Raw genomic sequence first — 22802 nt, forward strand, 5'->3', positions numbered from 1 at the left:
TTTAACTTCAATCATCTAAAGGCCAGGTATGAAACGTATTTTATTGCTGTTATGTATCATCATCAATATATCGGGTTGCAAAAAAGACACCGATAATGGTACGAATGAAACCCTGAATGGCAAATGGTCAACAGGTGGATATGACCTCGAGCTTTATAATTCTTCGGGAGTCAAAGTTAGCCATTCCGTGGCAGATGCCATAAAATCGTACTGGACATTTGACAATAAACAGGTAAAATTTTCTACTGATGTTAATACATCGGTAAAATTTTCGGATTATATCCTGAGCCGAAATGCAGATACCCGTATCCTCACTTTTAGCAATCCTAATTTTGCCCCGCAGACCACTTGGAGCATTGTAGCGCAGACTGATCAGTACATGCGGATTAGTGCTGAGGTAAATGATAAACAATGGCTTATTTATGGAACTAACCAAACTGCGGCAAGGGCTGTAATGAGTATTTACCTCACAAAGGAATAAAACTAATTATCCTCTGTTTAAATTCAAACGAAGGGCTTATATTTCAAGCTAATGGCTTTTAAAAACAAGGCTCCTTGCATGGCGATGTTTTGCCATTATTCTGAGAAAACCGTTGTCGGGTCAATCTCTTTAAAAAGATAAGGCGGGTGTTGTGGCAAAGTACCATGGCTAACTGCAGCAGGCATATCCTCTTTCATGGTATTAATATCTTCAACCGTTAACTTTCGGTTTAAAATATCATAGGTTGCCCTGGTTTGCTGGCCTGCACCCGCGTTATACGTTTCCATATAAGTAAAAACAAGTTTGTTGTCTATAAAACGGTACCTGGTTTCGCGGTTACCTACCGGACCGCTGCCGTAAGTTGATATAATTAAATTTCTTTTTTGATCTATGCTGATGTCTTCACTGTCATATTGCTGGTAATCGCCATTAATATAGGCGGCGCCAATGGCCAGCCAGGAGCTGGCGTATAAACGATACCCACCTTCCGGCTGCTTCAACAAAACTAAGGTAGGTCGTAAATCTGTACTGTCTTTCTTATTCTGGAGCACTAAAACTACATCTTCCAGTTCGTCATTATTTAAAAGGCCTTTGGTATCCATTGCAATTTTATATAATCCGGGAACAAAATCGTCAACAGTGTTTCCGCTTGGTGGAAATTCGATCTGCGTTGCTTCCTTCGGGCTTTCAGTTTTAGGTTTAGATGTTACTGCTTGTGTATCGGATATAGCCTCAACAACAAGATCAGGGTTGCTGATTGCCTCATGCTGAGGTTTCATACCCGCTCCAAACCAATGCAGTTTATACATCAACGCAATGGCTAACAATATGATGCACGCTAACACCCCAAGGATAATTTTATTCTGTTTCTTCATCGATTGTTTGTGGTTAATCTCCTGCAGATTTTATTTATTTTTCAGGACGGAATCAAAATCTTTCACAATCTGCCGTGTGGCCTGTGCAGTTACCGTAATAGAAAAGCCTGATAAAAACAAAGCAAAACTGTATTTTGTTAAAAATTATTCACAATAGCTCATTTTTATGCTTTTAAACTTGAAAATAGCAAATGCTGGATTGAAATTATTTAATTTTTATCGAACAACAGTATAAATTTTCATTAAATTCATTCTGGCATTAATGCGCTCGCATTTATTAAGGTTCATTGTAAATGAAATAGCCAAAACCACCGGCTGTAAAATCAATTCTAATCCTTATTTTTGGCAACATATATCCTTAAAAAGGATATTTCCCAATACTTCTTTAAATCTAATGATAACAATAAATAATTTCCCTATACTATTCCGAAATCTATTACTCCTGCTTTTTACCGTTATTATTATGGGTAATGCATTTGCACAAAAGGACAGGTCATCAGATAAGGGCCAGGATGTATCTATTCTGTCCGATTCTGCAACATTAACCAAAGGCGATTATCTCGCACACCTGGAAAAAGTATTCGAAACCGTTAATAAAGTTCCTGTAACCGTTGGCTCATTTAAAAAACTTAAGCCAATAGAAGCACATTTAACCCAGGATGAAGCTGCACTGGCACTGCTTAAAAGCCGGTTAACGCAAAACGACAGATCCCCTAACCTGCAAAACCTGCAGATGGATCAAACCTTGCTGGAAGAATTACAGAGCAATAATAAAGATTGTTTATCAGACCTTGATGAATATGAAAAGGAGTTACGGGCTTTAAAAACCGAAATTCTTAACCTGCGCAAAGATACCGTATTGATTAAATTGTTTACGGTACCTACCATACAAGCAATGTTTAAAGATCAGTTTGCAGAGTTAAAGAAGAAACGTATAGTGATGGATAGTTTACTGAAAACGACTACCTTATCCATTAACAACCTGCAGGCCAGAACCTCTTCTAACCTGATCAACATTAAAGAGTTAATGTACCTTACCGATAGTCAGCTCGATGCGGTAAGCATTAAGGCCTTTGGCAAAGAGCGCCGTTACTTATGGGAATCGGTAAACAAACGGGCCAATAAAAGCATGGGTTTCCGTAGGTTTATTAAAGGGGAACAAGAAATATCAGGCTATTATTTCGTGTATACCAGGAGTAGCCGGTTGTTATTACTTTTTACCTGTACCATATTCTTCCTTTGGGTATTCTTCAATTTTAGAAGCGTAAAACAGCGGGGCCGTTTAGAAACCCTTGATGGTTTTTCACTGGTCAGTCCGCAGCCCTATTTACTTACTTTTATCATGCTCTTTGCATTGGCCCCAATATTCGATCTGAGGGCACCCGCACTATACATCGAAGCAGTTGAGCTTATTCTGGCCATTTTGCTCACTGTATTTTTCCGCAAAAAGCTAGGCTCAAAGTTATTTTATTATTGGTGCATATTTGTTGTACTTCTTCTCGCTCCGGTTTTTTTACGCCTTTTGGGTATGCCACCAAGATACCAGCGCTGGCTGCTGCTGTTCTTAACCACCAGCTCCGTTGCTTATGGCATTATGGTATGGAAAATGCTCGACGAGAAAACCAAAAGATACAGAATGATCCTCACCACGGGTTTTATATATGTTGGCTTTGCCATCATTGCCACCTTTTGTAATCTATTTGGCCGCTTTACCCTTACGCAGATTTTTTACTCTACCGGGGTAAGCTCACTTTTAAATGCCATATCATTAACCATCCTGGCTAAAGTACTGGTAGAGGCCTTTTTGTTACAGATGAAAAGCAGCAGGATCCGTAAAGGATTTCCAGAGTATTTTGATTGGCAGCCTGTAATTACCGGACTTAAAAGGTTAACCGGCATTGGTGCTACCCTAATCTGGTTTGTAATATTTACCACCAACCTGAATATTTTTAATGGATTATACCAGTCGGTAATGGAAATCCTCACCGAAAAAAGAATCATAGGCAACTTCTCTTTTACCTTTGGAGGCATTGTATTGTTTTTGGGCATTATCTGGGTGGCCAACTTTTTGCAGAAATACATTGCCTATTTCTTTGGCGATACAGGCGATGACAGTTTTGACGATAACAAAGGCGAGCGTTCGAAGTTACTCGTAACCCGTTTGGTGTTATTAATTGGGGGCTTTTTAATCGCGGTTGCAGCCTCCGGACTTCCAATTGATAAAATAACGGTTATTCTTGGTGCATTGGGTGTTGGAATTGGGTTGGGCTTACAGAATATTGTAAGCAATTTTGTATCGGGAATTATCCTTATTTTTGATAAAACCATCCGAATAGGCGACATTGTGGAGCTGAGTAATAAAAAAGGAAGGGTAAAGGAAATTGGTGTACGCTCCAGCACCTTACTTAGCGACGAAGGCGCGGAAATTATTATCCCTAACGGCTCTATTTTATCGAACAATATCATCAACTGGACACTGAGTAACAACCAGATGCGGGTAGATATTTCTTTATTGATTGCAAAACCCTTTAATTCTACCGAAGTGGTAAACCTGATCAGAGAAATTATTGTAGAGAACAGCAATGTTTTTATCAGCAAAGAACCTATTATTATGATCAGTCCGGTGAGTAAGCTCAACAGTACCATCAATATTTATTTCTGGTGCAAGGATATATCGAAAGCCGATTTGACCAGAAGCATGATCAATGCACAGATATTTGAGGCATTTGAGCAGAAGAACATCGAAATTTTATAGTTGCAGATAACATGAGCAAATTTATCCTTTCCGAAATCAATATTTATCCCATCAAATCGCTGGGAGGCATAAGTCTTCAGGAAGCGCAGCTTGAAGAAAAAGGCCTGCAATACGATAGAAGATGGATGCTTGTTGATGAGGAAGGTATATTTATTACCCAACGGAAACATTTCGAACTGGCACTGCTTCAGGTAAATATCAGTGATGGTAAATTAAGCGTTTCCCATAAAACTTCACCAGGGCAAAGTATATCCTTTTCTTTGGATGAAGATACCGGAGAAGAGCTATCTGTTGTAATCTGGAACGATACTGCCACCGCAATTGAAGTAAATAAAAAGGTAAGCGATTGGTTTTCTGACTTCCTGAAGTTTAAGGTGAGGCTGGTAAAAATGCCTTTAACTGAAAAAAGATTGGTAGATCGGGATTATGCTACAAATGATGAAATAGTGAGTTTTGCCGATGGTTATCCCTGCCTGCTTATCGGCCAATCGTCGCTTGATGGGCTTAATCAAAAGCTTGCCGATCCGATCCGAATGGACCGTTTCCGCCCAAATTTTGTTTTTACCGGCGGAGCGCCCCATGCTGAGGACAATTTTAAAAATTTTTACATCGGGGAGGTTTTATTTGCAGCTGTAAAACCATGTGCCAGGTGTGTGCTCATTACCATTGATCAGCAAACTGGCGAAAAAGGGCAGGAACCATTAAGAACATTGGCCAGCTACCGTACGGTAGGTAAAAAAATCATGTTCGGCCAGAACCTGCTTCACCAGCAATTGGGGATTATCCGTGTTGGCGATGAGGTAAAGGTTGTAGATTGGAAAGACTAATACTAACCTCTTATCGCATAAGTTTTTTAATCGGGAAACATGAGTGGAACTATTATTTTTAAAATATTGATGGCTATTGTTATTGGCGATTTTCCTTTTATTGTTTTGGATAACCAGTAAGGATAAATGTGAGCATGCCCGGAACATTTACATGCGTATTTTGATGATCGCTTGAAGCAATTTTAAAGCCCATTTTTTCAAGTAGTTTTACAGAAGGCGGGTTGTCGCTGGATGGGTAAGCAACAATGGTTTTAATGCCCATTACCTCAAATGCATACTTGATTAAACAGGTAATAATCTCTACCATTATACCTTTACCTTGAAACTCCGGAAGCAACTCATATCCCAATTCTACAGTCTCATTCCGGAGATCAAAATTCCAGAGGCAGGCTGCTCCAATCATAGCATTATCGCCTTTATAAGAAGCAACCCAGTAGATAGATTCATCATTATTGATTAGATGATCATTTTTTTTGATATATGCGATGGCTTCATTAATATGCACAAAAGGAGCCTTGCCTGTTAAAGCAGCCACTTCAACATCCGAACGCAATTGATAAATTACCGGAGCATCTTCCAGTGAAAGCCTGCGAAGGATCAACCTGTCGGTTTCTAGTATTGGGAAAGTGGAAAAATCGAGTGGTTTCATCTGGTTAACTTAAGGAAGAATTGGTGCGGTCAAGATTATTATCTAGTGGAAGATAACGATTTTTTCATGTGAATGAAAGTTTCTCGATCAGTACAAGGCGAATATAACCAATTACCACTTAAAGGTACTTGCTGGCGGGCAGCATCGGCCCCGACTCACCGAAAAAAGCCCAAACGCAGCCTCTGGCTTTACCTTTTAGGTAACCAGGAGGTAAAGAAAAGGTAAGCCAGGGGTTAACCTGGGGTTAACTTGGTATAGAGAAAGGGTAAACAACAGGTAATAAAGGGGTAAACAAATATTAGCATATTTCCTTGCCCAACACAAAGCACCCTTTCAGTTGCGGACAAATAAAAAAACTCATTTACAATAATAAAATCATTGAAGTTGTATCATAAAAATGGAATTGTCATCCTGAGAGGTTAGTTTTAGAAAAACAAAGGAGGGGTGATAACAGGCCCGCAGAATCGTCATTTCGACCGCAGTGGAGAAATCTTTGAAGTATGTTAAAGATTTCTCCATTTCGCTGCGCTTCAGTCGAAATGACGACTGATTTTCTAAAATTTAGTGATTTACAGATACAATTGCAGCGCGCCTTATTATGCTGAGCATACAAAAAGCGATAAATGATAAGTTATTGCTTTACCGGCACATTTATCTGGTAAAGCTTATCGTGCAAAGCTTTCATCTGTGCTTCCGAAAATTTGATATCTTTTCTGTCGTAGGTCATCAAGCCATTGGTTTCTACCTCTACATCGGTAGTTTGGGTATACACTCCGGCAGAAAGCCCTAATGGTATTAATTCTGCTAAACGTTTCGTAAACTGGGCGTATTTATTAAAAAGATCGGTTTTGTTTTTAAAACTCTGATAACCCCAGTTGTTTTTCTGTTGCCACACGTGGCCATCAATAGGCAGGCCAAGCCCACCAAACTCACCCAGCACAAGGGCATACTCTTTTCCAAAATAATCAGGACTCGGCATAGCCGGGTGTGGGTAATTGTGCAGGTCGATAATATCGCCTACCGGATAGAAATTACCTCCACTGGCCGTATTCACCAATCTTGAAGGATCTTTCTCTTTTGTCCATTTGGCAATTTCTACTGTTTTAAACTGGCCCCAGGCCTCGTTAAAAGGTGTCCATACCACAATAGAAGGTACATTGTAAAGTGCATCGATAATGGCATTCCACTCTTTTTTATAATATCCTTCAGATTCGGCACTTCTGTTTTGGTCTGATCCATGGTCTAAAACACCAGGTCGGTTCTCCCAGCCGTTACCAAGGTCGCCGCTTGGCATATCCTGCCAAACCAGCATACCTGCTTTATCGCAGTAGTAGTACCAACGTGCAGGCTCTACCTTAATGTGCTTTCTGATCATATTAAAACCCATTTCTTTGGTTTTATCTACATCGAACTTTAAAGCGGCATCTGTTGGTGCGGTGTAAAGTCCATCTGGCCACCAACCCTGATCTAAGGGACCATACTGGAAAACAAATTCATTATTTAACAGCATACGCTGAATACCGTTCTGATCTTTTCCGATTGAGGTTTTACGCATGGCAAAATAACTTTTCACCTCATCAACCTTTTTATTTTTAGCGATCAGCTCCACTTTCAGGTTGTATAAAAATGGATTTTTGGTATTCCAAAGTTTAGGATCCGCAATTTTTAAACTGATTGCGCCCGTGCCATCAGCGGTCTGCTCAGCCACTTTGGTCGTACCATCCCATGCTGAAACCTTAACCAGATCGCCTGTGCCGGCGCCAGTTAAAAACGGGGTAACCGATACGGTTTGCTGATCGATATCGGGCGTTACTTTAATGTGATCGATATGTACTTTATTTACTGCCTCAATCCACACCGTTTGCCAGATACCGGTTACTGGGGTATACCAGATGCCTTCCGGTTTTTTTACCTGTTTTCCCCTTGGTTGAGGGCCTTCATCTGTCGGGTCCCAAACTTCTACTGTTAAAGTCTGGTTTCCACTCTTGTTTAAAAACGGCGTAATATTAAAACTGAAAGGATCGAAACCGCCTTCATGTTTACCTACCGCTTTACCGTTGATGCTCACTGTACTTCTCCAGTCAACCGCACCGAAATGCAGCAAAATTTCTTTGCCTTTCATGTTTGCAGGCACAGTAAAGCTGGTTTTGTACCAGAGCAAACTATCTTTACCTACTGTTTTGCCAACACCCGAAAGCGAAGATTCTACCGCGAAAGGCACAAGAATTTTACCCTGGTTAATTGCAGGTTGTTGTGATTTTGCAGAAATGGCATAATCCCAAAGCCCGTTCAGGTTTTTCCAGTTGCCGGTCCGCTCAAACTGTGGCCGCGGATATTCTGGCAATACATTTTTAGGATTAACGTCCTGCGCCCATGGTGAAGAGATTTTACCTTTTACCATCGACCACGATTTGTCCTGCTGCTGCGCAGAAAGGGAAAGCGAAAGTCCCAGCAGCGAGATAAGGATGGATACTTTTTTGTTCATTGGTTTAAATTTGTGTGTTAAGGTTTGGGTTTGGCAATGTTTTTAATTTAAGCAAAGAATAGTTTCATCCTGTGGGCTTATTTGTTTCATAAAAGTCAATATGAATGACATTTTTTGAATTGATAGGCTGCGAGGAGTCGTCATTCCCAACCCGATTGGGGATCTTAATGCAATAAGCCTTAAGATCCCCGCCTACGCGGGAATGACGAACCCTTTAGTGAAACCTGTCAATGGTAACCTGTAGAAGGACCTTTTTTTCAAATAATGGTCTTCGACTCCGCTCAGACTGACAATAATTTTTATGAATCTCTTCTTCGGATCTTCCTACTGACAATAATTTATTTGTTATTGAGTTTTTTAATCAGGTTAACTTCATCCAGGCGGTATGGGGTACCATCGGGCTGAAAGATTTCGTGAAACCACTCAATCGGATCAGATCCATCGGCAAGTGGGGTATCCCAGGCATATTTGGTATTGGTTTTACCCGCAGCAAAACCCCAGTTAATGGCGCCTACATTTTCGTTCTTTAGCATGGGCAAAATATTAGCGAATCGGCTGTTGCGCGATCGGGCCATATATTCGGTGCAGATTAGCGGCCGGCCGCTGGCTTTTAACAGATCGATGGTTCTTTGGTGCCAATCTGGTGCCTCGTAGTTATGATAGGTTACAATATCTGAATTGGCCACCTGTATTTCGTTAAGCTTTTCGAAACCCCAGCTCCACAATCCGATAGAAATGGGCTGATCGGGATTAACCGACCTTGCCCAGCTAATGGTTTTGGTTAACAAAGGGATGGTGGCTTCTAACTTCCCGCTATTTCCGGGTTCATTGTATAAATCCCAAAGTAAAATTCTTTTATCATGTGCAAAATGAGTAAGTACATCTTTCACATATTTTTCGAGTTCAGGGAAATTGGCTTCTTCTTTAAAAGCCGGATCGCCGGGATCTTGCAACCAGCCCGAATTGTGAACACCCGTTTTAGGTTCGGGCTGCTTACCAATGGCCGAAGTTTTATTCCAGCAATCGTCGAAAAAAACAAACATTGGTTTAATGCCATGTTTTTGGGTAATAGTCAAAAATTGATCCATTCTCTTTTTAAAACCTTCAGGATCCTGACTCCAGGCTTTACTGAACAGGAATACACGCAGTGTATTAAAGCCAATTCCTTCAGCCCAGCCCAGTTCTTTATCGATCAGATCGGGAGAAAAAGTATCGGCCTGCCACATTTCCAACTGGTTAATGGCATTGGAAGGAATGTAGTTGGCACCTGTTAACCATTTATGTTCTTTGTACCAGGCATTGGCTTTTTCAATCGACCAAACCTTTGCAGGTTCAGTGCTTTTTTTAGTTTTTTGCGCAAAACCCAGGCTGATGTTAAAGCTCAAGACAGCAAGTAGCGCGTAGTTTTTTAAATTCATATCGGTATATCTGATTATTTTTTATTGTGGTTTGATGGTGATGTTAAGTTCAGCCCTGCTTTTACCGGGGTTCCAAAATTTGGTGTCCCATCGCTATTCCAGCTAAACTTTTGGGCCCGGGGCGAGCGGAAACCTCCGCAGCCCTGGCCCGGTTTATCATTGGCGTGATATAGGATCCAATCTTCTTTTCCATCTGGCGATTTAAAAAATGAGTTATGGCCCGGGGCATAAACGCCGTCTTTTGGCGATTGCTGAAAAACTGGTTGATCGGATTTTGTCCAGGAGGCAGGGTCGAGCAGATTGCTTTTAGCCGAAGCTGAGAGCATACCCAAAGCATAAAAATCTGTCCAACAGCCACTGGCCGAATAAATGATAAACATTTTATCACCATGAGGCAAAAACTGTGGTCCTTCGTTTACATCCACGTGCGCTCCTCCACCAAGGTCTCCGATTTTTTCCCAGCTAAATTTGGGCGTAGAAATCTTCACCCGCTTCCCATCTACTGTCCAGGGGTTTTTAAGTTTGGCAATGAAAATTTCCTGCTTACCGTTTTCATCTCCCTCCCATCCAGACCAGATCATATACAACTGGCCTTTAAAATCGATCACATCGCCATCAATAGCCCATTTATCAGTCGGATCGGTAATTTTGCCTTTAAACACCCACTCACCTTTCATCGGATCGGCCGAAGTATTTTCTAAAACATACATGCGGTGGTTTTCGTTTCTCCCATCATCTGCTGCAAAATAAGCGTACCATTTGCCCCTCAAAAACATCACTTCAGGTGCCCAGATTTCTTTACTATACATAGTTCCTGCTGGTGCTTTCCATATGGTTTTCCGCTCCGCATCTTTTAAGCCATCCAGGGTTTTGGTTTTCCAGAGATCTACACGGTTTCCGGTTGTATGGGTATAATAGTAATATCCGTCTTTGTAATAACTATAAGGATCAGCTCCCGACGGCAATAAAGGATTGGTAAAGGTTTGTGCATATAAACCTGCTACAGGTAACAGGCACAATGCGACAAACAGATATCTTATTTTCAAAGCATTCATTTTAAATCTTCACGTCTTTAATGTTTTTTGATCAACGATTAGTTAATCTTTAAAAAAAGCGATTTATTTTCTTAAACCGGCCTATTTTTATCTCAATATTTCTACAAATGCAATCAATTAATCTTTAGAACGTTTTTGCTGCACTTTGCATTAAAAACCGAAAGCTTTCGGGATCGATCTGCATTCGAAAGTGCCCATTTTTATCTTTTGTAAAGGCCGCTTTGATTATAGCTGTAGCCCTTGGCGATACTTTACGATTGGAATGATGGGTATGGAAAACATATTGTAATGCGCTGTTTTCATCCATAAAGAAATCGCCATGCCCGGTACCGTTTATTTTCAATACCTTTTTACTGATAATCGGGTTGCCCTCATACTTTATCCATGGTCCGGTAGCTGAGGTTGAGGTAGCATAACCCACTGCATAATCAGGATTTCTGAAATCATTAGCCGAATAAAAAAGATAGTAAAGATTTTCCTTTTTGATTACCGTTGGTCCTTCAGTTACCGGCCAATCGGTTTTCGCTGTATTTTCCCAGGGTGCTGTTCCCGATAAACAAAATTTTGTTGTTTCGGGTATTACATCAGACAAATCATCTTTCAGTTGTGCTACAAAAATCCTGTTGCCATGATCGAGCTTTACATGGAAGAGGTAGTTGTTTCCATCTGTATCGGTAAATACAAAAGGGTCGATCTGCTTGCCTATGCCTGAAATTGCTTTTATTTCTTCCTGAACAAAAGGCCCTGCGGGGCTATTACTACGCGCAATGGCAATCTGCTCATCGGCAGTATAGGCCATAAAATAGGTTTTACCTCTTTTAAATACCTGCGGCGCCCAAAAACCCTTGTTTCCAAAGGTATCGCCCTTTTTCAATGCAAATCCTTTATTTTTTCCAGTGGGTTTAGTCCAGTTTTTAAGGTCGCTGGAAGCATAAACCAGAAAACCTTCATCGCCACTGGTGCCATATAAATAATAGACACCGCCATCTAAAAAAATCGTTGGATCGGCCAGGTAAATGGTATCGTTTAATTGCTTAGCAAATGCGTTTTTACCAATAGAAAATACGAAGAAGCATAAAAAAAAGGCGAAAATATATTTCATTTAATCATGATTTACTAAGGGTAAGGTAATGATAATCAATAATACTTCGATTGATCGTCATTCCCGCCTGCGCGGGAATGACGAAACTTTAAAGTATAAATATTATCTTAAGAGATCGTCATTTCGAGCGGAGTGCAACGTAGCCGAGAAATCTATTAGATCTCTCTCCCGAAAGTTCGGGACTGCGCTACAGTCGAGATGACGATTTTTCTCGTGGATACTGTCATTAACTAAAAACTTATTTTAGTAACAGGCGTAAAAATCAGGTCATCTACTCCTGCAATTTTAACCCCTATCCTGGCAAAAACATAATTTTGTGTTGGTACAATTGTAGGGATACTTACACTCATATTTAAGTTATTAAGGTCGGCAAGCGCTGCACCTCTAAGTTCTTGTACCCCGATATTATTGCCACCATCTACAAACTGTGTTTTGTTGATATAGAGCGATACACTTTCTATGTCCTTTGCATTGGCATCAGTGATAATTTTTTCCAGTTTGCAGAATCCGTTCACTTTTCCAGATGCAGCGGTTAAACTGGCATTACGGATCATGTAGTAAGGCATTACCTCAATATCCATCACTTTGTTACCGCTAATGTTTATCGCGATGGTATCTTGTTTACCGGCTGCATTCTTTTTCCACAAAAACGGACCCTGGTTTGGGGAGAAAACCAGTTTATAGTTCCCATCAAATAACTTAGCCGAATAATTACCATCCTGATTAACATTTACGTTTAATGCGGAGTAGTTGCCAAAGCCAGATTGCCAAAGTTCGAAATTTACCTGGCCATACTGCACACTGATTGCTTCGCCCTTATATACGATCCGTCCTGTAAAATCGGCTGCGGGTGCCTCGTAATTATCTTTTTTACAAGAGGAGAACAACACGGCTATAACTGCCCCTATGATGAAATAAAATCTATTTTTCATGTCTGTATCTGATTATTGATTAGGGTTTCTGATAATTTTCGGGTTGCCATTAAGTACATCCTGCCCGATTGAAGAGTAGTAATTACCGATACGGAAGCGGTGCGCTGCAGTTACACGGCTAGGTTTAATCACTTTAAAGATATACTTCAGGTGATTGGCATTACCTGGGTTGTAGTATTTATAGGGCCACAAGCCAAACACCTGTGTGCTGGTACGTGTTGCACTACCGATATTGCTGGCATTGGTAAAATCAGCAACCGACATATTGTTGCCGTTCCATACTTTATCGGCCAGTCTCCAACGTTTCATATCCCAAAGCTGATGTCCTTCAAAGGCAAATTCTACTTTACGTTCGTGTACGATACGGTCGAAAGTAATATCGGCCGGACTTAGTGCTGTGGTTAACCCCGCGCGGTCTCTTACTGGTTTAATATAATTGGCTGCAGTAGCTGCATCGCCCAATTCAAAAGCGGCTTCGGCAGCATTTAACAATACTTCGGCATAACGGTAACGGATCCACCATACCTCACTTCGGGTACCAATCTGGCCTGAACCTGTAGCAGGATCTAAATATTTACGCACATAAAAACCAGATTGTGCACTGAATTCAAGTCCATCAACAGGGCCATCACCACCCACTACCTGCACCGAACCTGGGTTACCGGGAAGTACATTGCTTTTACTCTGCGCAAAATTGTCGCCCGTTACAATTGTACCATTGGCTAATTGATAACCCGCCCATATATCAACCGTTTTACCTTTAAACTGTGTTCCGGGGAGAATTACAGTACCGGCCAAACGCGCATCGCGGCCAGCAAAAATATCGGTAATATTGGTATAATAAACCGGGTTTCCGCTGCCATCAACCGAAGCTAAAGAGGCATAGGTATTATCCAGTTTTTCGAAAGACTGCACCAGATTTAATGAGGGGTTTAACCTTCCTCCCTGTGCTTCTTCGGCAGAAGAGCGTGGCTGGTTATCGATTGTAAAACCATGTACTTTATTGGTTTTCAATTTAAAATCTTTAGCAAATATTACCTCCGGATTGCTGCCTTTATCGGTAAAAAGGGCTGCAAAATTATCAGACAGATTTGGGTTCTTTTTGTAAAGCGAATATTTACCGCCATCGATAATTTCTTTTGCGGCATTTAAGGCTTTGGTAAAATAACCGTTGGCCATTGCAGCAGGAATGCCAACCTCTCCACCCGGAAGAGTTAATTGGGCATTGCTATATTTTGCAATAGAACCTGCATAAAGTGCCGCTCTCGATTCCATGGCCAGGGCCGCAGCTTTTGTAGCCCTGCTCTGTATGGTTGCATTATCCGGAAGTATGGTTTTAACGGCTTCCAGTTCAGCAATCACAAAATCGTAAATTTCAGATTCCTTTGCCCTTGGGTATTGCAGGTAACTTGGATCTCCACTATAATCATAAGTCAGGGGAATAGTAATCAAAGGCACACCGCCCATTCTTTTTACCATTTCGAAATAAACACCAGCCCTGATAAAACGCGCCTCAGCTAAAAAACGGTCACGATCTTCAGCCTTCAAAGCGGTAGCTTCCTGGCCACGTTTAATAAACAGATTCAGGTCGTTTACCAGCCTGTAAACGCCCATATCCCAGTATCTCCACGCGTCGTATCCGTATTCTAAATTCTGGTGGCGACCATAATCGCCGCCTGCTGAGGCAAAACCCTCATCAAAATCGGCAAATAACCACCATGATTCGATACGTTGAAAATCAGGGAAACGATCGTACAGATCGCCAACCACAGTAAGTACCAGGTTAGGGTCTTTCCACACTGCATCGATGGGCAGGGTACTGGTAGGTTGCTTATCCAAAAATTCAGAATCTTTTTTACACGACTGCGCAAAACTTAAACATGCAATGGCAGCAAATGCGTATATATATTTTTTCATTTGATTAGTCTTTTTCATGTTACAGCGTTAGTTTAAGGCCTATATTAAAGAACTTGTTCTGTGGATACTGCAATCCATTATCGTCTGCAATCTCCGGATCTACACCATAATCTTTTAGGTTATCGATAGAGAACAGGTTATACCCGTTTAGATATACCCTTGCATTCTGGATCTTGATTTTTTCTGCCCATCTTTTTGGAATGGTGTATCCGATTTCGAGTGTACGTGCACGCAGATAACGTACGTTGTGCAACCAGAAAGTCGAGTTTCTGGTATTGTTACTATGATCGCGATCATTAAAACGTATTGCAGGATATTTACCAGCTACCCATGGACTGTTAAGGTCGTAAAGATTAGTACGGTGCCAACTGTCATCAGCAAAATTCTGCAGCAAAGCACCTCCGTTCTGGAATGCCCAACGCTGCTCCCAGTTCTGGTTCCATGAATACATGGCACCACCAGAAAAATCGGCCGTAAAATCGAAGTTTTTATAAGCGCCACCGATGGTGAAACCAAAGCCAACGTTAGGCTGCCCCGCTGTGGTATAACCAATCGGTCTTTCATCTAAACCATCAATAATCCCATCACCGTTCTGATCCTTGTAAATTAAATCGCCAGGCAATAAAGAGCGGTTTCCTTTTCCATCGATATTCACTTTGTAATTATTAATTTCATCAATGCTCTGGAATTGCCCCGTTACTTCGTAACCCCAAAAAATATCGGCATATCTATCGGTACCATTACTTCTATAATTCTCCCATGAGTTACCAAAACGTGGTTTATATCTTTCTAAAAGTTTTTTTCTGCTAATGGAAATGTTTCCGCCTACATTGTAGTTAAACTCGCCGATTTTATCTCTGTAGTTTAAAGAGAATTCACCTCCAAACTGTGCATCGCTCTCCAGGTTTTCAACATTTAAAGGATATCCCAGTTCAATCGGAACAATCACGTCGTTTTTAATGGCGGGTAAGCCAGAGCGTTTTCTATAAAAATAATCTGCTGTTCCCGAGAGTTTGCTTCCGAACATCGTAAAATCGAGACCGATATCGGTAATTTTGCTTTTAAACCAGCTCAGGTTATTGATAATGGGGCCTTTATCCCTCGAAGTAGTAATGTTTTTTCCATCCAATATCACGCTGCCCTGATTATAGTTATAACCCGGGATATAGGCAAAAGGATCGATCCCCACATCATCATCCCCTAATACGCCATAAGAAGCACGAAGTTTCAAATCGTTTAAGATGTTGCTTTCGCCTAGAAGCGATTTCATAAATTTCTCTTGTGTAATTCTCCATCCAATTGATGCCGAAGGGAAATAACCTACACGCCTATCGGGTGCAAATTTCCAAGAGGCATCTCTACGACCGGAAAGCTCCAGGTAATATTTATTGTCGTAGTTGTAATTTAACCTACCTACATAACCGATACGGGCCTGTTCTTCCTGTATATCAGCAAAATCCTGCCCATCCATATCGGCAAACTGCAGCACAGGTAAAATATTAGTTTGTGGTACAGCGTGTTGAAAGGTATAAGTTCTAAAACGGTCTAAACGCTCGGCTACCAATACCCCACCAACGGTATGTTTGCCAAAAGTGCGGTTATAATTGGCCTGAAGCTGATAGGTATTGGTGTATACTTTTTCGTTCCTACGTTCTCTGTACGGGTTTGAACTGCCTACTTTTTGTTCGTAAATGCCCGTTTCCGGGTGGTAGGTATATACATTATAGGTATACTCATGTCCATTAATTACGTTATCGGCAATGTAATAAGAATATAAACCTTTTATTTCCAAACCTTTAATGGGCGTTTCGTAAGAGGCTGATAAATTGGTCTGTAAAACCCTCCAGTCTGATTTCCAATAACCGCTTAAGGCTTTACTCTGAACAGCGAACTGCTCGGTATTGTGCCCGATATCGTTCGGGTAATTCGGATTGCCATTGGCATAAGCCTGTTCGGTAGGCCTGTTCCTCAACAAGGCAAAACGGGCCGCCCAGTAATCATCTCCTCCGGGTACACCTGGCTGATCGCGGCTTTCGATACGGCCATTGATGAGCATCCCCACTTTAAAACGGTCGGTTATTTTAGCCTCGATATTACTCTGAATATTGGTCCGGTTAAATTCGAATTCCCTTGCCGTTCCATATACACCCTTCTGATCTAAACGGGTAGCAGAAAAGTAATAGTTTGCCCGGTCACTTCCGCCCGAAGCACTTAGGTTTACTGAAGTTTGCGGAGCGTTTGGTGCAATGATAATATCTTTCCAGTTTTGACTCTGATAGCCATACTCTGTACCCGCTTTCCATTTATCCAGTTCGGCCTGGGTAATACTGGTTGATCCGTTCTGGTTCATTTCTGCAGTAGCCTGTCCCACTTTCCACTGGTAAGCATTGGTGGTTTCCGGAAAACGTACCCAGTTCTGCCAGCCCGTGTAAGCATCAACACTAAAAGTATTGCGGGTACTGTTTTTCCCCCTTTTGGTGGTTACCAAAATTACACCGTTTGATGCCCTACTACCATAAATAGCAGCCGACGCATCTTTAAGCACACTGATACTTTCGATATCGTTAGGTGAAATGTTATTGAACTGGCCAGCATCCTGTTGAATACCATCGATAACATAAAGCGGGTTACCCATGTTACGGATCTGGATATTGGCGCTCGCACCAGGTCTTCCGTCAGGCATCCTGAAAGATACACCTGGCAGCTTTCCGGCCAAGCCTGTACTTACCGTGGAACCGCCGTGCACTTTTTCGAGGTCTTTGCTACTGATTGATGAAATGGCGCCCGTAATGGCTTCCTTTTTCTGTGTGTTGTAGCCCACCACAATAACTTCAGACAGGTCGTTATTAGAAGGCTTAAGGCTAATATTGATTTGTGTACGACCAGCCAATGCAACTTCCTGATTGGCGTATCCCACATAAATAAAGATCAGGGTAGCATTTTTATCGCTTACCTGAATTTTGAATTTTCCATTACCATCGGTAGTAACTCCCGTGTTGGTACCCTTAACTTTAATACTGGCACCAACTACCGTTTCGCCCTTTTCATCAGTTACTGTTCCGGTAACAGCTGTTTGCTCCTGGGCACTGAGCTGAAAGGAAAGTAAGATTAAGGTGATGGAAGTAAAAATAGCGGAGAGGACTTCACGTTTCAAAAACATTTTTTGAAGCGGATACCAATCCAGGCAGACAAAGCCACCATAAGAGAATAAACTTCTTTTCATATTAGGTTAGGGATTTGGTTAGTTAAAGAGCTAAATGGATTTAGTTCTATTTAAGTCTTATCCAAAGATTCGGTTTTTAGCTTTTCGGAGGGATACGCATTTGTATCAATCTTTCTTCATTTTGTCTCGATTTGTAATTGAGAAGTTAGTTTTGCCACGGAGGCACAGAAAAACGGAAAATGCCACTCAATGCGTCATCCTGAGTTCAGCTCAGGATCTTAAGCAACAGTTTTTTTTGGAAATGAGGGGCTGGCACATTTCGGTTAGGAAAGCCCTGCTATCTCTTCAAATCCCCTCCCGATGAAAAATCCTACCGTGTGGACACAATTAATTATAATATTCTTCTATCGCTCTATGCCGCGGGGGCATGGTAGTTTTTCGCAGATCATGTTATTCTTATTTGTGCTCAAGAATGCTGGCGCATTTTGGAGCGCCAAAGTACCCAAAGCGCTTGTCAGTCCAACAAGGTGGCTTCTCACTGCTCCACGCACATCAAAAAAACAGCGGCACTTTGTTTAATCAGGTATTGTTTTTGTTTTCTTTGGTCTGATTGAGCCCTTCGGGGTTTGTGTTCGATTCCTTTATCACTTTAAATTATCGTTTATGAACACAAAACCACTGCGTTTCAGGTTTGGTGGTGCCGTTTGTTCTGCATTGCACCTGTTTTTTTGATCCTCTTGCCACTTGGGATTGACAGTTAACAGTTTTATAAAGAAGAATAATACGCAGATTAGCCTGCTATTGGCAGTTGAGAGTTTTCAGGCCTATAAAATTTGAGTTTCTTAAATCTTTAAGGCTCCACCAAATAAAAATAGAATCTGTCTCAATCTTTCTACGTATCCGCTCAAATTCAATTTAGCCTGAAAGCAAAGCATTTCTTTAATATATTTGATGCAGCTGACCAAGATATCTTGAAAAAACTCTTCATCCTTTTATGTCTTTTGTTTTCGGTGCACCTGCTGTGGGCGCAACCTTATTATTTCAGGCATTATCAGGTAGAAAACGGACTTTCTAACAATACCGCCTTTTGTAGTGTGCAGGATGGAAACGGTTTTATGTGGTTTGGCACAAAAGATGGCTTAAACCGCTTTGATGGCTATTCTTTTAAAACCTATCGCCACGACCCAGACCAGGCCGGCAGTTTAGGTAACGATTTAATCTATGCACTTCACCACGATCGGGAACAAACACTTTGGGTAGGCACCAACAGCGGCGTGTACCAATACAATCCGGCTAACGAGCGCTTCAGCATCATCAAAGAAACCAAAGGGATGCGGATTATAGATCTGGCCAGCGATCTGCATGGAAATTTATGGATCTTGTCTTCATTCAAAATATACCTTTATCAAAAGCGCACTAAGACGGTACGGGCTTTTACGCATAATGCACCTTTCGATGCCGCCCTGGTAACGGTTTTAAAAGATGGCAGCGTATGGATCAGTACCGGAAGGGGGACCCTCGAAAAATACAATCCCAAAGCGAATAATTTTCAGCGTTTTAATATCAATGGTAAAAATGCCAAAACCGAATATGGCTGGGTATCCAGAATTGCAGAAACCGAAAGTGGAAATTTACTGGTAGGCACCACCAATCAAGGTGTCAAACTTTTCAACCCTCTTACTTTAGCATCGAAAAATATACTCCGGTTAAACGACGACCAAACACCAATTTTTGTTCGGGATATCAAAAAAACAGGCCCTCATGAGTTTTGGATTGCCACCGAATCGGGCATTTACATTTACAATGATGAAAATGGAGCGATTATCCACATTAAAAAACAGTACAATAACGATTATTCTTTAAGTGATAATGCCGTTTACACCATTTGCCTTGACCGCGAAGGAGGCGTTTGGACAGGCACCTATTTTGGCGGTGTAAATTACTATTCGAGCCATACTTCACTCTTTACCAAATACTTTCCGCAAAAAGGCACTAATTCGATCAGTGGGAGCGATGTAAGGGAAATTACGAGGGATGGCAACGGAAATTTCTGGATCGGTACGGAAGATGCCGGCCTGAATAAACTCGATATAAAAACAGGAATATTTAAACACTTCTTACCCGATGGAAAACCTGGAAGCATCGCCTATTCCAATATCCACGGTTTATTGGTTGATGGCGACAAACTCTGGGTTGGCACTTTCGAACATGGACTGGATGTTTTAGACCTGAAAACAGAAAAAGTAATTAAACATTACCAGGCAGGTGTTGGAAATGCCTTACGCACCAACTTTATTGTTACTTTCTGTAAAACACGGTCTGGTGAAATTTTAGTTGGAACCATTAATGGAATTTACCGTTATAACCGCAAGCGCGATGATTTTGAACCTATTGCCGGTCTCCCCTTTATTTTTTACGATTCGGTTATTGAAGACAGCAAGGGCAATATCTGGTCGGGCAGTTTTAATGATGGTTTATTTCAGTTTAACCTATCTAAACCTGGATATGTGAACTACCGAAATAGCCCCGGGGATGCGAACAGTTTAAGCCATAATACCGTAAATAGTATTTTTGAAGACAGTAAACAACACATTTGGGTAACCACAGATGGTGGCGGACTTTGCAGATTTGATCAGCAAACACATCAGTTTAAGCGTTATGGAATAAAAAATGGTTTTCCCAGCAATTACCTGTTCCGGATTGAAGAAGATGCTGTAAACAAGTTTTGGATTAGCAGTACCAGAGGGCTTATCCATTTTGACCCCAACACAGGCCTTAACAAAACCTATACTAAAGCCAACGGATTACTTACCGATCAGTTCAACTACAGTTCTGCCTATCAGGATGAGGATGGCCGAACCTATTTTGGGAGCGTAAAAGGGCTGGTCAGCTTCAACCCCGCAAACTTAAAGGCAACAGCTTACCAAACGCCTGTATTTTTAACCGGGTTTCAGATCAACAGTTCAGAAATCGGTGCAAATGGGACAGATTCTGTTTCTAACAGATCGATCGTTTATGCCGATACCATCGAACTGAACTATAACCAATCTTCTTTTAGTATCGATTTTGCGGCATTAAGTTATCTCTCGCCCGAAATGACAGAGTATGCCTATAAAATGACAGGGCTTTATAAAAACTGGGAATATTTAAAAACCAACAGGAAAGTTTATTTTACCAAACTTGCCCCCGGGAATTATATTTTTGAAGTGAAAGCATTGGTTGAAGGAAGTAGTACCTGGAGCACCAAAAATGCCAAATTACTGATCAAAATCCGTCCTCCTTTTTACCTCAGCCCTATCGCCTATCTGCTTTATCTGATCGCCGCAGGAGGAATTATTTTCTTCCTGGTACGGAGATACCACCGAAAAATTGCGTTAAAAAACAGCAGAAGAATGGAAGTTTTTGAGCATGAAAAACAAAAAGAAGTGTATCAGGCAAAAATCGAATTTTTCACCAATGTTGCCCACGAAATCAGGACACCGCTCACACTGATTATCGGCCCGATGGAGAAATTGATTAAACAGGCCGAAGCCATACCTGCAATAGAAAAGAATTTACGGATTATGGGGCGGAACACCGATAGGTTGCTCAAATTGACCAATCAGTTACTGGATTTCAGGAAAACCGAAACCAGTGAATTTTCATTAAACTTCGTAAAGGCCGATATTTCAGAAATCCTCAAAGATGTATTTCTTCAGTTTCAGCCCGCTGCAGAACAACAGGACATGAAGTATAACCTGCATTTACCTGAGAAAAAACTCTATGCTTATATCGACGTTGAGGCGTTTTACAAAATGATCAGCAATTTGGTAGACAATGCCATTAAATATGGAAAAACCACAGTACACATCAACTTAGTATTACAGGAAGGCGATAAGTTTGCGGTGAGGGTGAAAAACGACGGACATAACATCCCCATTGAAATTAAAGACAAGATATTTGAACCTTTTTTTAGGGGCAAAGAAACCGAAATAAAGGCAGGAACGGGAATAGGTTTATCGATTTCGAAATCGCTTGCTCAACTACATAGCGGGGAGCTTTATTTAGATTTTAATGATCGTGATTTTAATATATTTGTATTGGAACTGCCTATCCATCAACTTATAGAATTTAACCTGAACGGAAAATGGAAGAAATTGTAGGCAAGCTGACCATAAAAGATGCTGAGGATATGGAAAGATCTGTCGTGTTACTGGTTGATGATAATGAAGATATCCTTGATTTCATTTCAGATGATCTGGAAGAAAAATACCATGTACTACAGGCCAGAAACGGTATAGAAGCATTAGCAATATTACAGCGTGAAATTGTTCAGCTCATCATTAGCGATGTAATGATGCCGGAAATGGACGGTTTCGAATTTTGTGCAAAGGTCAAATCTACCTTAGAATTCAGCCATATCCCCGTTATCCTGCTTACCGCAAAAAATTCATTGCAATCTAAAATTGAAGGTTTGGAACTGGGTGCCGATGCCTATGTAGAAAAGCCCTTTTCTCCGGAATTTTTACAGGTACAGATTTCGAGCCTGATTAAAAACAGGAACAAGATCAAGGAATATTTCGCGAACTCTCCCCTGCTCCACCTTAAAAGTATTGCTTATTCAAAGGCAGACGAACTGTTTTTAGAAAAATTACAGAATACCATTAACAAGAATATCAGCAATCAGGATCTGGATGTGGAGCATCTGGCAGAAAAGATGAATATGAGCCGGCCAACCTTATACCGGAAAATTAAATCCATTTCTAACCTTAGTCCGAACGAACTGATTAACTTGGCAAGGCTAAAAAAAGCTGCAGAGCTTTTAAATGAAGGGGTATTAAAAATTTACGAAATCTCAGAAATGGTTGGTTACAGCTCTCAATCTCACTTTGGCAGAAACTTTGCCAAACAGTTCGGCATGTCGCCCACTGATTACGTAAACAATAAAATAGCGGAGAAGAAGAAAGGGTAATTTTAAAGGGTTACCAAGGATTGAAGCGTATATAATCGTCATTTCGAGCGGAGTGCAGCGTAGCCGAGAAATCTACGTATATAGATCTCTCTCCCGAAAGTTCGGGACTGCGCTTCAGTCGTATTCTAGGTTTACCACAATTGCAAATTTATTTTAAGAAAAACTCTTTTTTTGGAGTTTTTCTTAGCTTTT

Annotated in this window: 14 protein-coding genes; 5 read left to right on the forward strand and 9 right to left on the reverse strand. The window is 41.1% G+C overall.

Features of this window, described 5'->3' with window-relative positions:
* The first annotated feature begins 28 nt into the window (after positions 1 to 28).
* Positions 29 to 481, forward strand: a complete 453-nt coding sequence (locus AC1RJ8_RS21110; RefSeq protein WP_492955516.1) for a hypothetical protein — start codon at positions 29 to 31, stop codon at positions 479 to 481.
* A gap of 95 nt (positions 482 to 576) precedes the next feature.
* Here AC1RJ8_RS21110 and AC1RJ8_RS21115 read toward each other — a convergent pair whose 3' ends face one another.
* Positions 577 to 1356 carry a hypothetical protein gene (locus AC1RJ8_RS21115; RefSeq protein ID WP_492955517.1) on the reverse strand — a complete coding sequence of 260 codons (780 nt, stop codon included), beginning with the start codon at positions 1354 to 1356 and terminating at the stop codon, positions 577 to 579.
* A gap of 394 nt (positions 1357 to 1750) precedes the next feature.
* Here AC1RJ8_RS21115 and AC1RJ8_RS21120 point away from each other — a divergent pair, with 394 nt between their 5' ends.
* Both AC1RJ8_RS21120 and AC1RJ8_RS21125 read left to right on the forward strand, forming a co-directional pair.
* On the forward strand, positions 1751 to 4111 hold the full coding sequence (locus AC1RJ8_RS21120; RefSeq protein ID WP_492955518.1) for a mechanosensitive ion channel family protein: 2361 nt from the start codon (positions 1751 to 1753) through the stop codon (positions 4109 to 4111).
* Positions 4112 to 4122: 11 nt separating this feature from the next.
* Positions 4123 to 4938 (forward strand): MOSC domain-containing protein, encoded by an 816-nt coding sequence (locus AC1RJ8_RS21125; protein WP_492955519.1) that lies wholly within the window; start codon positions 4123 to 4125, stop codon positions 4936 to 4938.
* Between the two features lie 97 nt (positions 4939 to 5035).
* On the opposite strand, the gene AC1RJ8_RS21130 is transcribed toward AC1RJ8_RS21125, so the two are convergent.
* From AC1RJ8_RS21130 to AC1RJ8_RS21165, 8 genes are all read right to left on the reverse strand, one after another.
* A complete protein-coding gene (locus AC1RJ8_RS21130) occupies positions 5036 to 5587 on the reverse strand; it encodes a GNAT family N-acetyltransferase (RefSeq protein ID WP_492955520.1) in 552 nt (183 codons plus the stop codon).
* A gap of 631 nt (positions 5588 to 6218) precedes the next feature.
* On the reverse strand, positions 6219 to 8072 hold the full coding sequence (locus tag AC1RJ8_RS21135; protein ID WP_492955521.1) for a glycoside hydrolase family 2 protein: 1854 nt from the start codon (positions 8070 to 8072) through the stop codon (positions 6219 to 6221).
* 338 nt (positions 8073 to 8410) lie between these two features.
* Positions 8411 to 9490 (reverse strand): glycoside hydrolase 5 family protein, encoded by a 1080-nt coding sequence (locus tag AC1RJ8_RS21140; protein ID WP_492955522.1) that lies wholly within the window; start codon positions 9488 to 9490, stop codon positions 8411 to 8413.
* A gap of 14 nt (positions 9491 to 9504) precedes the next feature.
* A complete protein-coding gene (locus AC1RJ8_RS21145) occupies positions 9505 to 10536 on the reverse strand; it encodes a glycoside hydrolase family 43 protein (RefSeq protein ID WP_492955523.1) in 1032 nt (343 codons plus the stop codon).
* 133 nt (positions 10537 to 10669) lie between these two features.
* The gene (locus AC1RJ8_RS21150; protein WP_492955524.1) at positions 10670 to 11647 is read right to left on the reverse strand and encodes a glycoside hydrolase family 43 protein; all 978 of its coding nucleotides are present in this window, start codon (positions 11645 to 11647) and stop codon (positions 10670 to 10672) included.
* A 230-nt stretch (positions 11648 to 11877) separates the two neighbouring features.
* Positions 11878 to 12579: a DUF3823 domain-containing protein gene (locus AC1RJ8_RS21155; RefSeq protein ID WP_492955525.1), complete on the reverse strand. Its 702-nt coding sequence runs from the start codon at positions 12577 to 12579 to the stop codon at positions 11878 to 11880.
* A gap of 12 nt (positions 12580 to 12591) precedes the next feature.
* The gene (locus AC1RJ8_RS21160; protein ID WP_492955526.1) at positions 12592 to 14496 is read right to left on the reverse strand and encodes a RagB/SusD family nutrient uptake outer membrane protein; all 1905 of its coding nucleotides are present in this window, start codon (positions 14494 to 14496) and stop codon (positions 12592 to 12594) included.
* 19 nt (positions 14497 to 14515) lie between these two features.
* Complete coding sequence (locus AC1RJ8_RS21165) at positions 14516 to 17719, reverse strand: SusC/RagA family TonB-linked outer membrane protein (RefSeq protein ID WP_492955527.1); 3204 nt, start codon at positions 17717 to 17719, stop codon at positions 14516 to 14518.
* 911 nt (positions 17720 to 18630) lie between these two features.
* Between AC1RJ8_RS21165 and AC1RJ8_RS21170 the strand changes: the two genes are divergently transcribed.
* Both AC1RJ8_RS21170 and AC1RJ8_RS21175 read left to right on the forward strand, forming a co-directional pair.
* On the forward strand, positions 18631 to 21801 hold the full coding sequence (locus AC1RJ8_RS21170; RefSeq protein ID WP_492955528.1) for a ligand-binding sensor domain-containing protein: 3171 nt from the start codon (positions 18631 to 18633) through the stop codon (positions 21799 to 21801).
* Positions 21786 to 22610: a response regulator transcription factor gene (locus AC1RJ8_RS21175; RefSeq protein ID WP_492955529.1), complete on the forward strand. Its 825-nt coding sequence runs from the start codon at positions 21786 to 21788 to the stop codon at positions 22608 to 22610. Before AC1RJ8_RS21170 ends, AC1RJ8_RS21175 begins: the two co-directional genes overlap by 16 nt.
* Positions 22611 to 22802: the final 192 nt, after the last annotated feature.

The sequence above is a fragment of the Pedobacter sp. GW822-FHT03F06 genome (assembly GCF_058801365.1).

Coding starts and splice junctions, on each gene's coding strand:
- AC1RJ8_RS21115 (WP_492955517.1), bottom strand. CDS start 1,356: ATGAAGAAACAGAATAAAATTATCCTTGGGGTGTTAGCGTGCATCATA.
- AC1RJ8_RS21130 (WP_492955520.1), bottom strand. CDS start 5,587: ATGAAACCACTCGATTTTTCCACTTTCCCAATACTAGAAACCGACAGG.
- AC1RJ8_RS21155 (WP_492955525.1), bottom strand. CDS start 12,579: ATGAAAAATAGATTTTATTTCATCATAGGGGCAGTTATAGCCGTGTTG.
- AC1RJ8_RS21125 (WP_492955519.1), top strand. CDS start 4,123: ATGAGCAAATTTATCCTTTCCGAAATCAATATTTATCCCATCAAATCG.
- AC1RJ8_RS21140 (WP_492955522.1), bottom strand. CDS start 9,490: ATGAATTTAAAAAACTACGCGCTACTTGCTGTCTTGAGCTTTAACATC.
- AC1RJ8_RS21120 (WP_492955518.1), top strand. CDS start 1,751: ATGATAACAATAAATAATTTCCCTATACTATTCCGAAATCTATTACTC.
- AC1RJ8_RS21135 (WP_492955521.1), bottom strand. CDS start 8,072: ATGAACAAAAAAGTATCCATCCTTATCTCGCTGCTGGGACTTTCGCTT.
- AC1RJ8_RS21175 (WP_492955529.1), top strand. CDS start 21,786: ATGGAAGAAATTGTAGGCAAGCTGACCATAAAAGATGCTGAGGATATG.
- AC1RJ8_RS21150 (WP_492955524.1), bottom strand. CDS start 11,647: ATGAAATATATTTTCGCCTTTTTTTTATGCTTCTTCGTATTTTCTATT.
- AC1RJ8_RS21160 (WP_492955526.1), bottom strand. CDS start 14,496: ATGAAAAAATATATATACGCATTTGCTGCCATTGCATGTTTAAGTTTT.
- AC1RJ8_RS21110 (WP_492955516.1), top strand. CDS start 29: ATGAAACGTATTTTATTGCTGTTATGTATCATCATCAATATATCGGGT.
- AC1RJ8_RS21165 (WP_492955527.1), bottom strand. CDS start 17,719: ATGAAAAGAAGTTTATTCTCTTATGGTGGCTTTGTCTGCCTGGATTGG.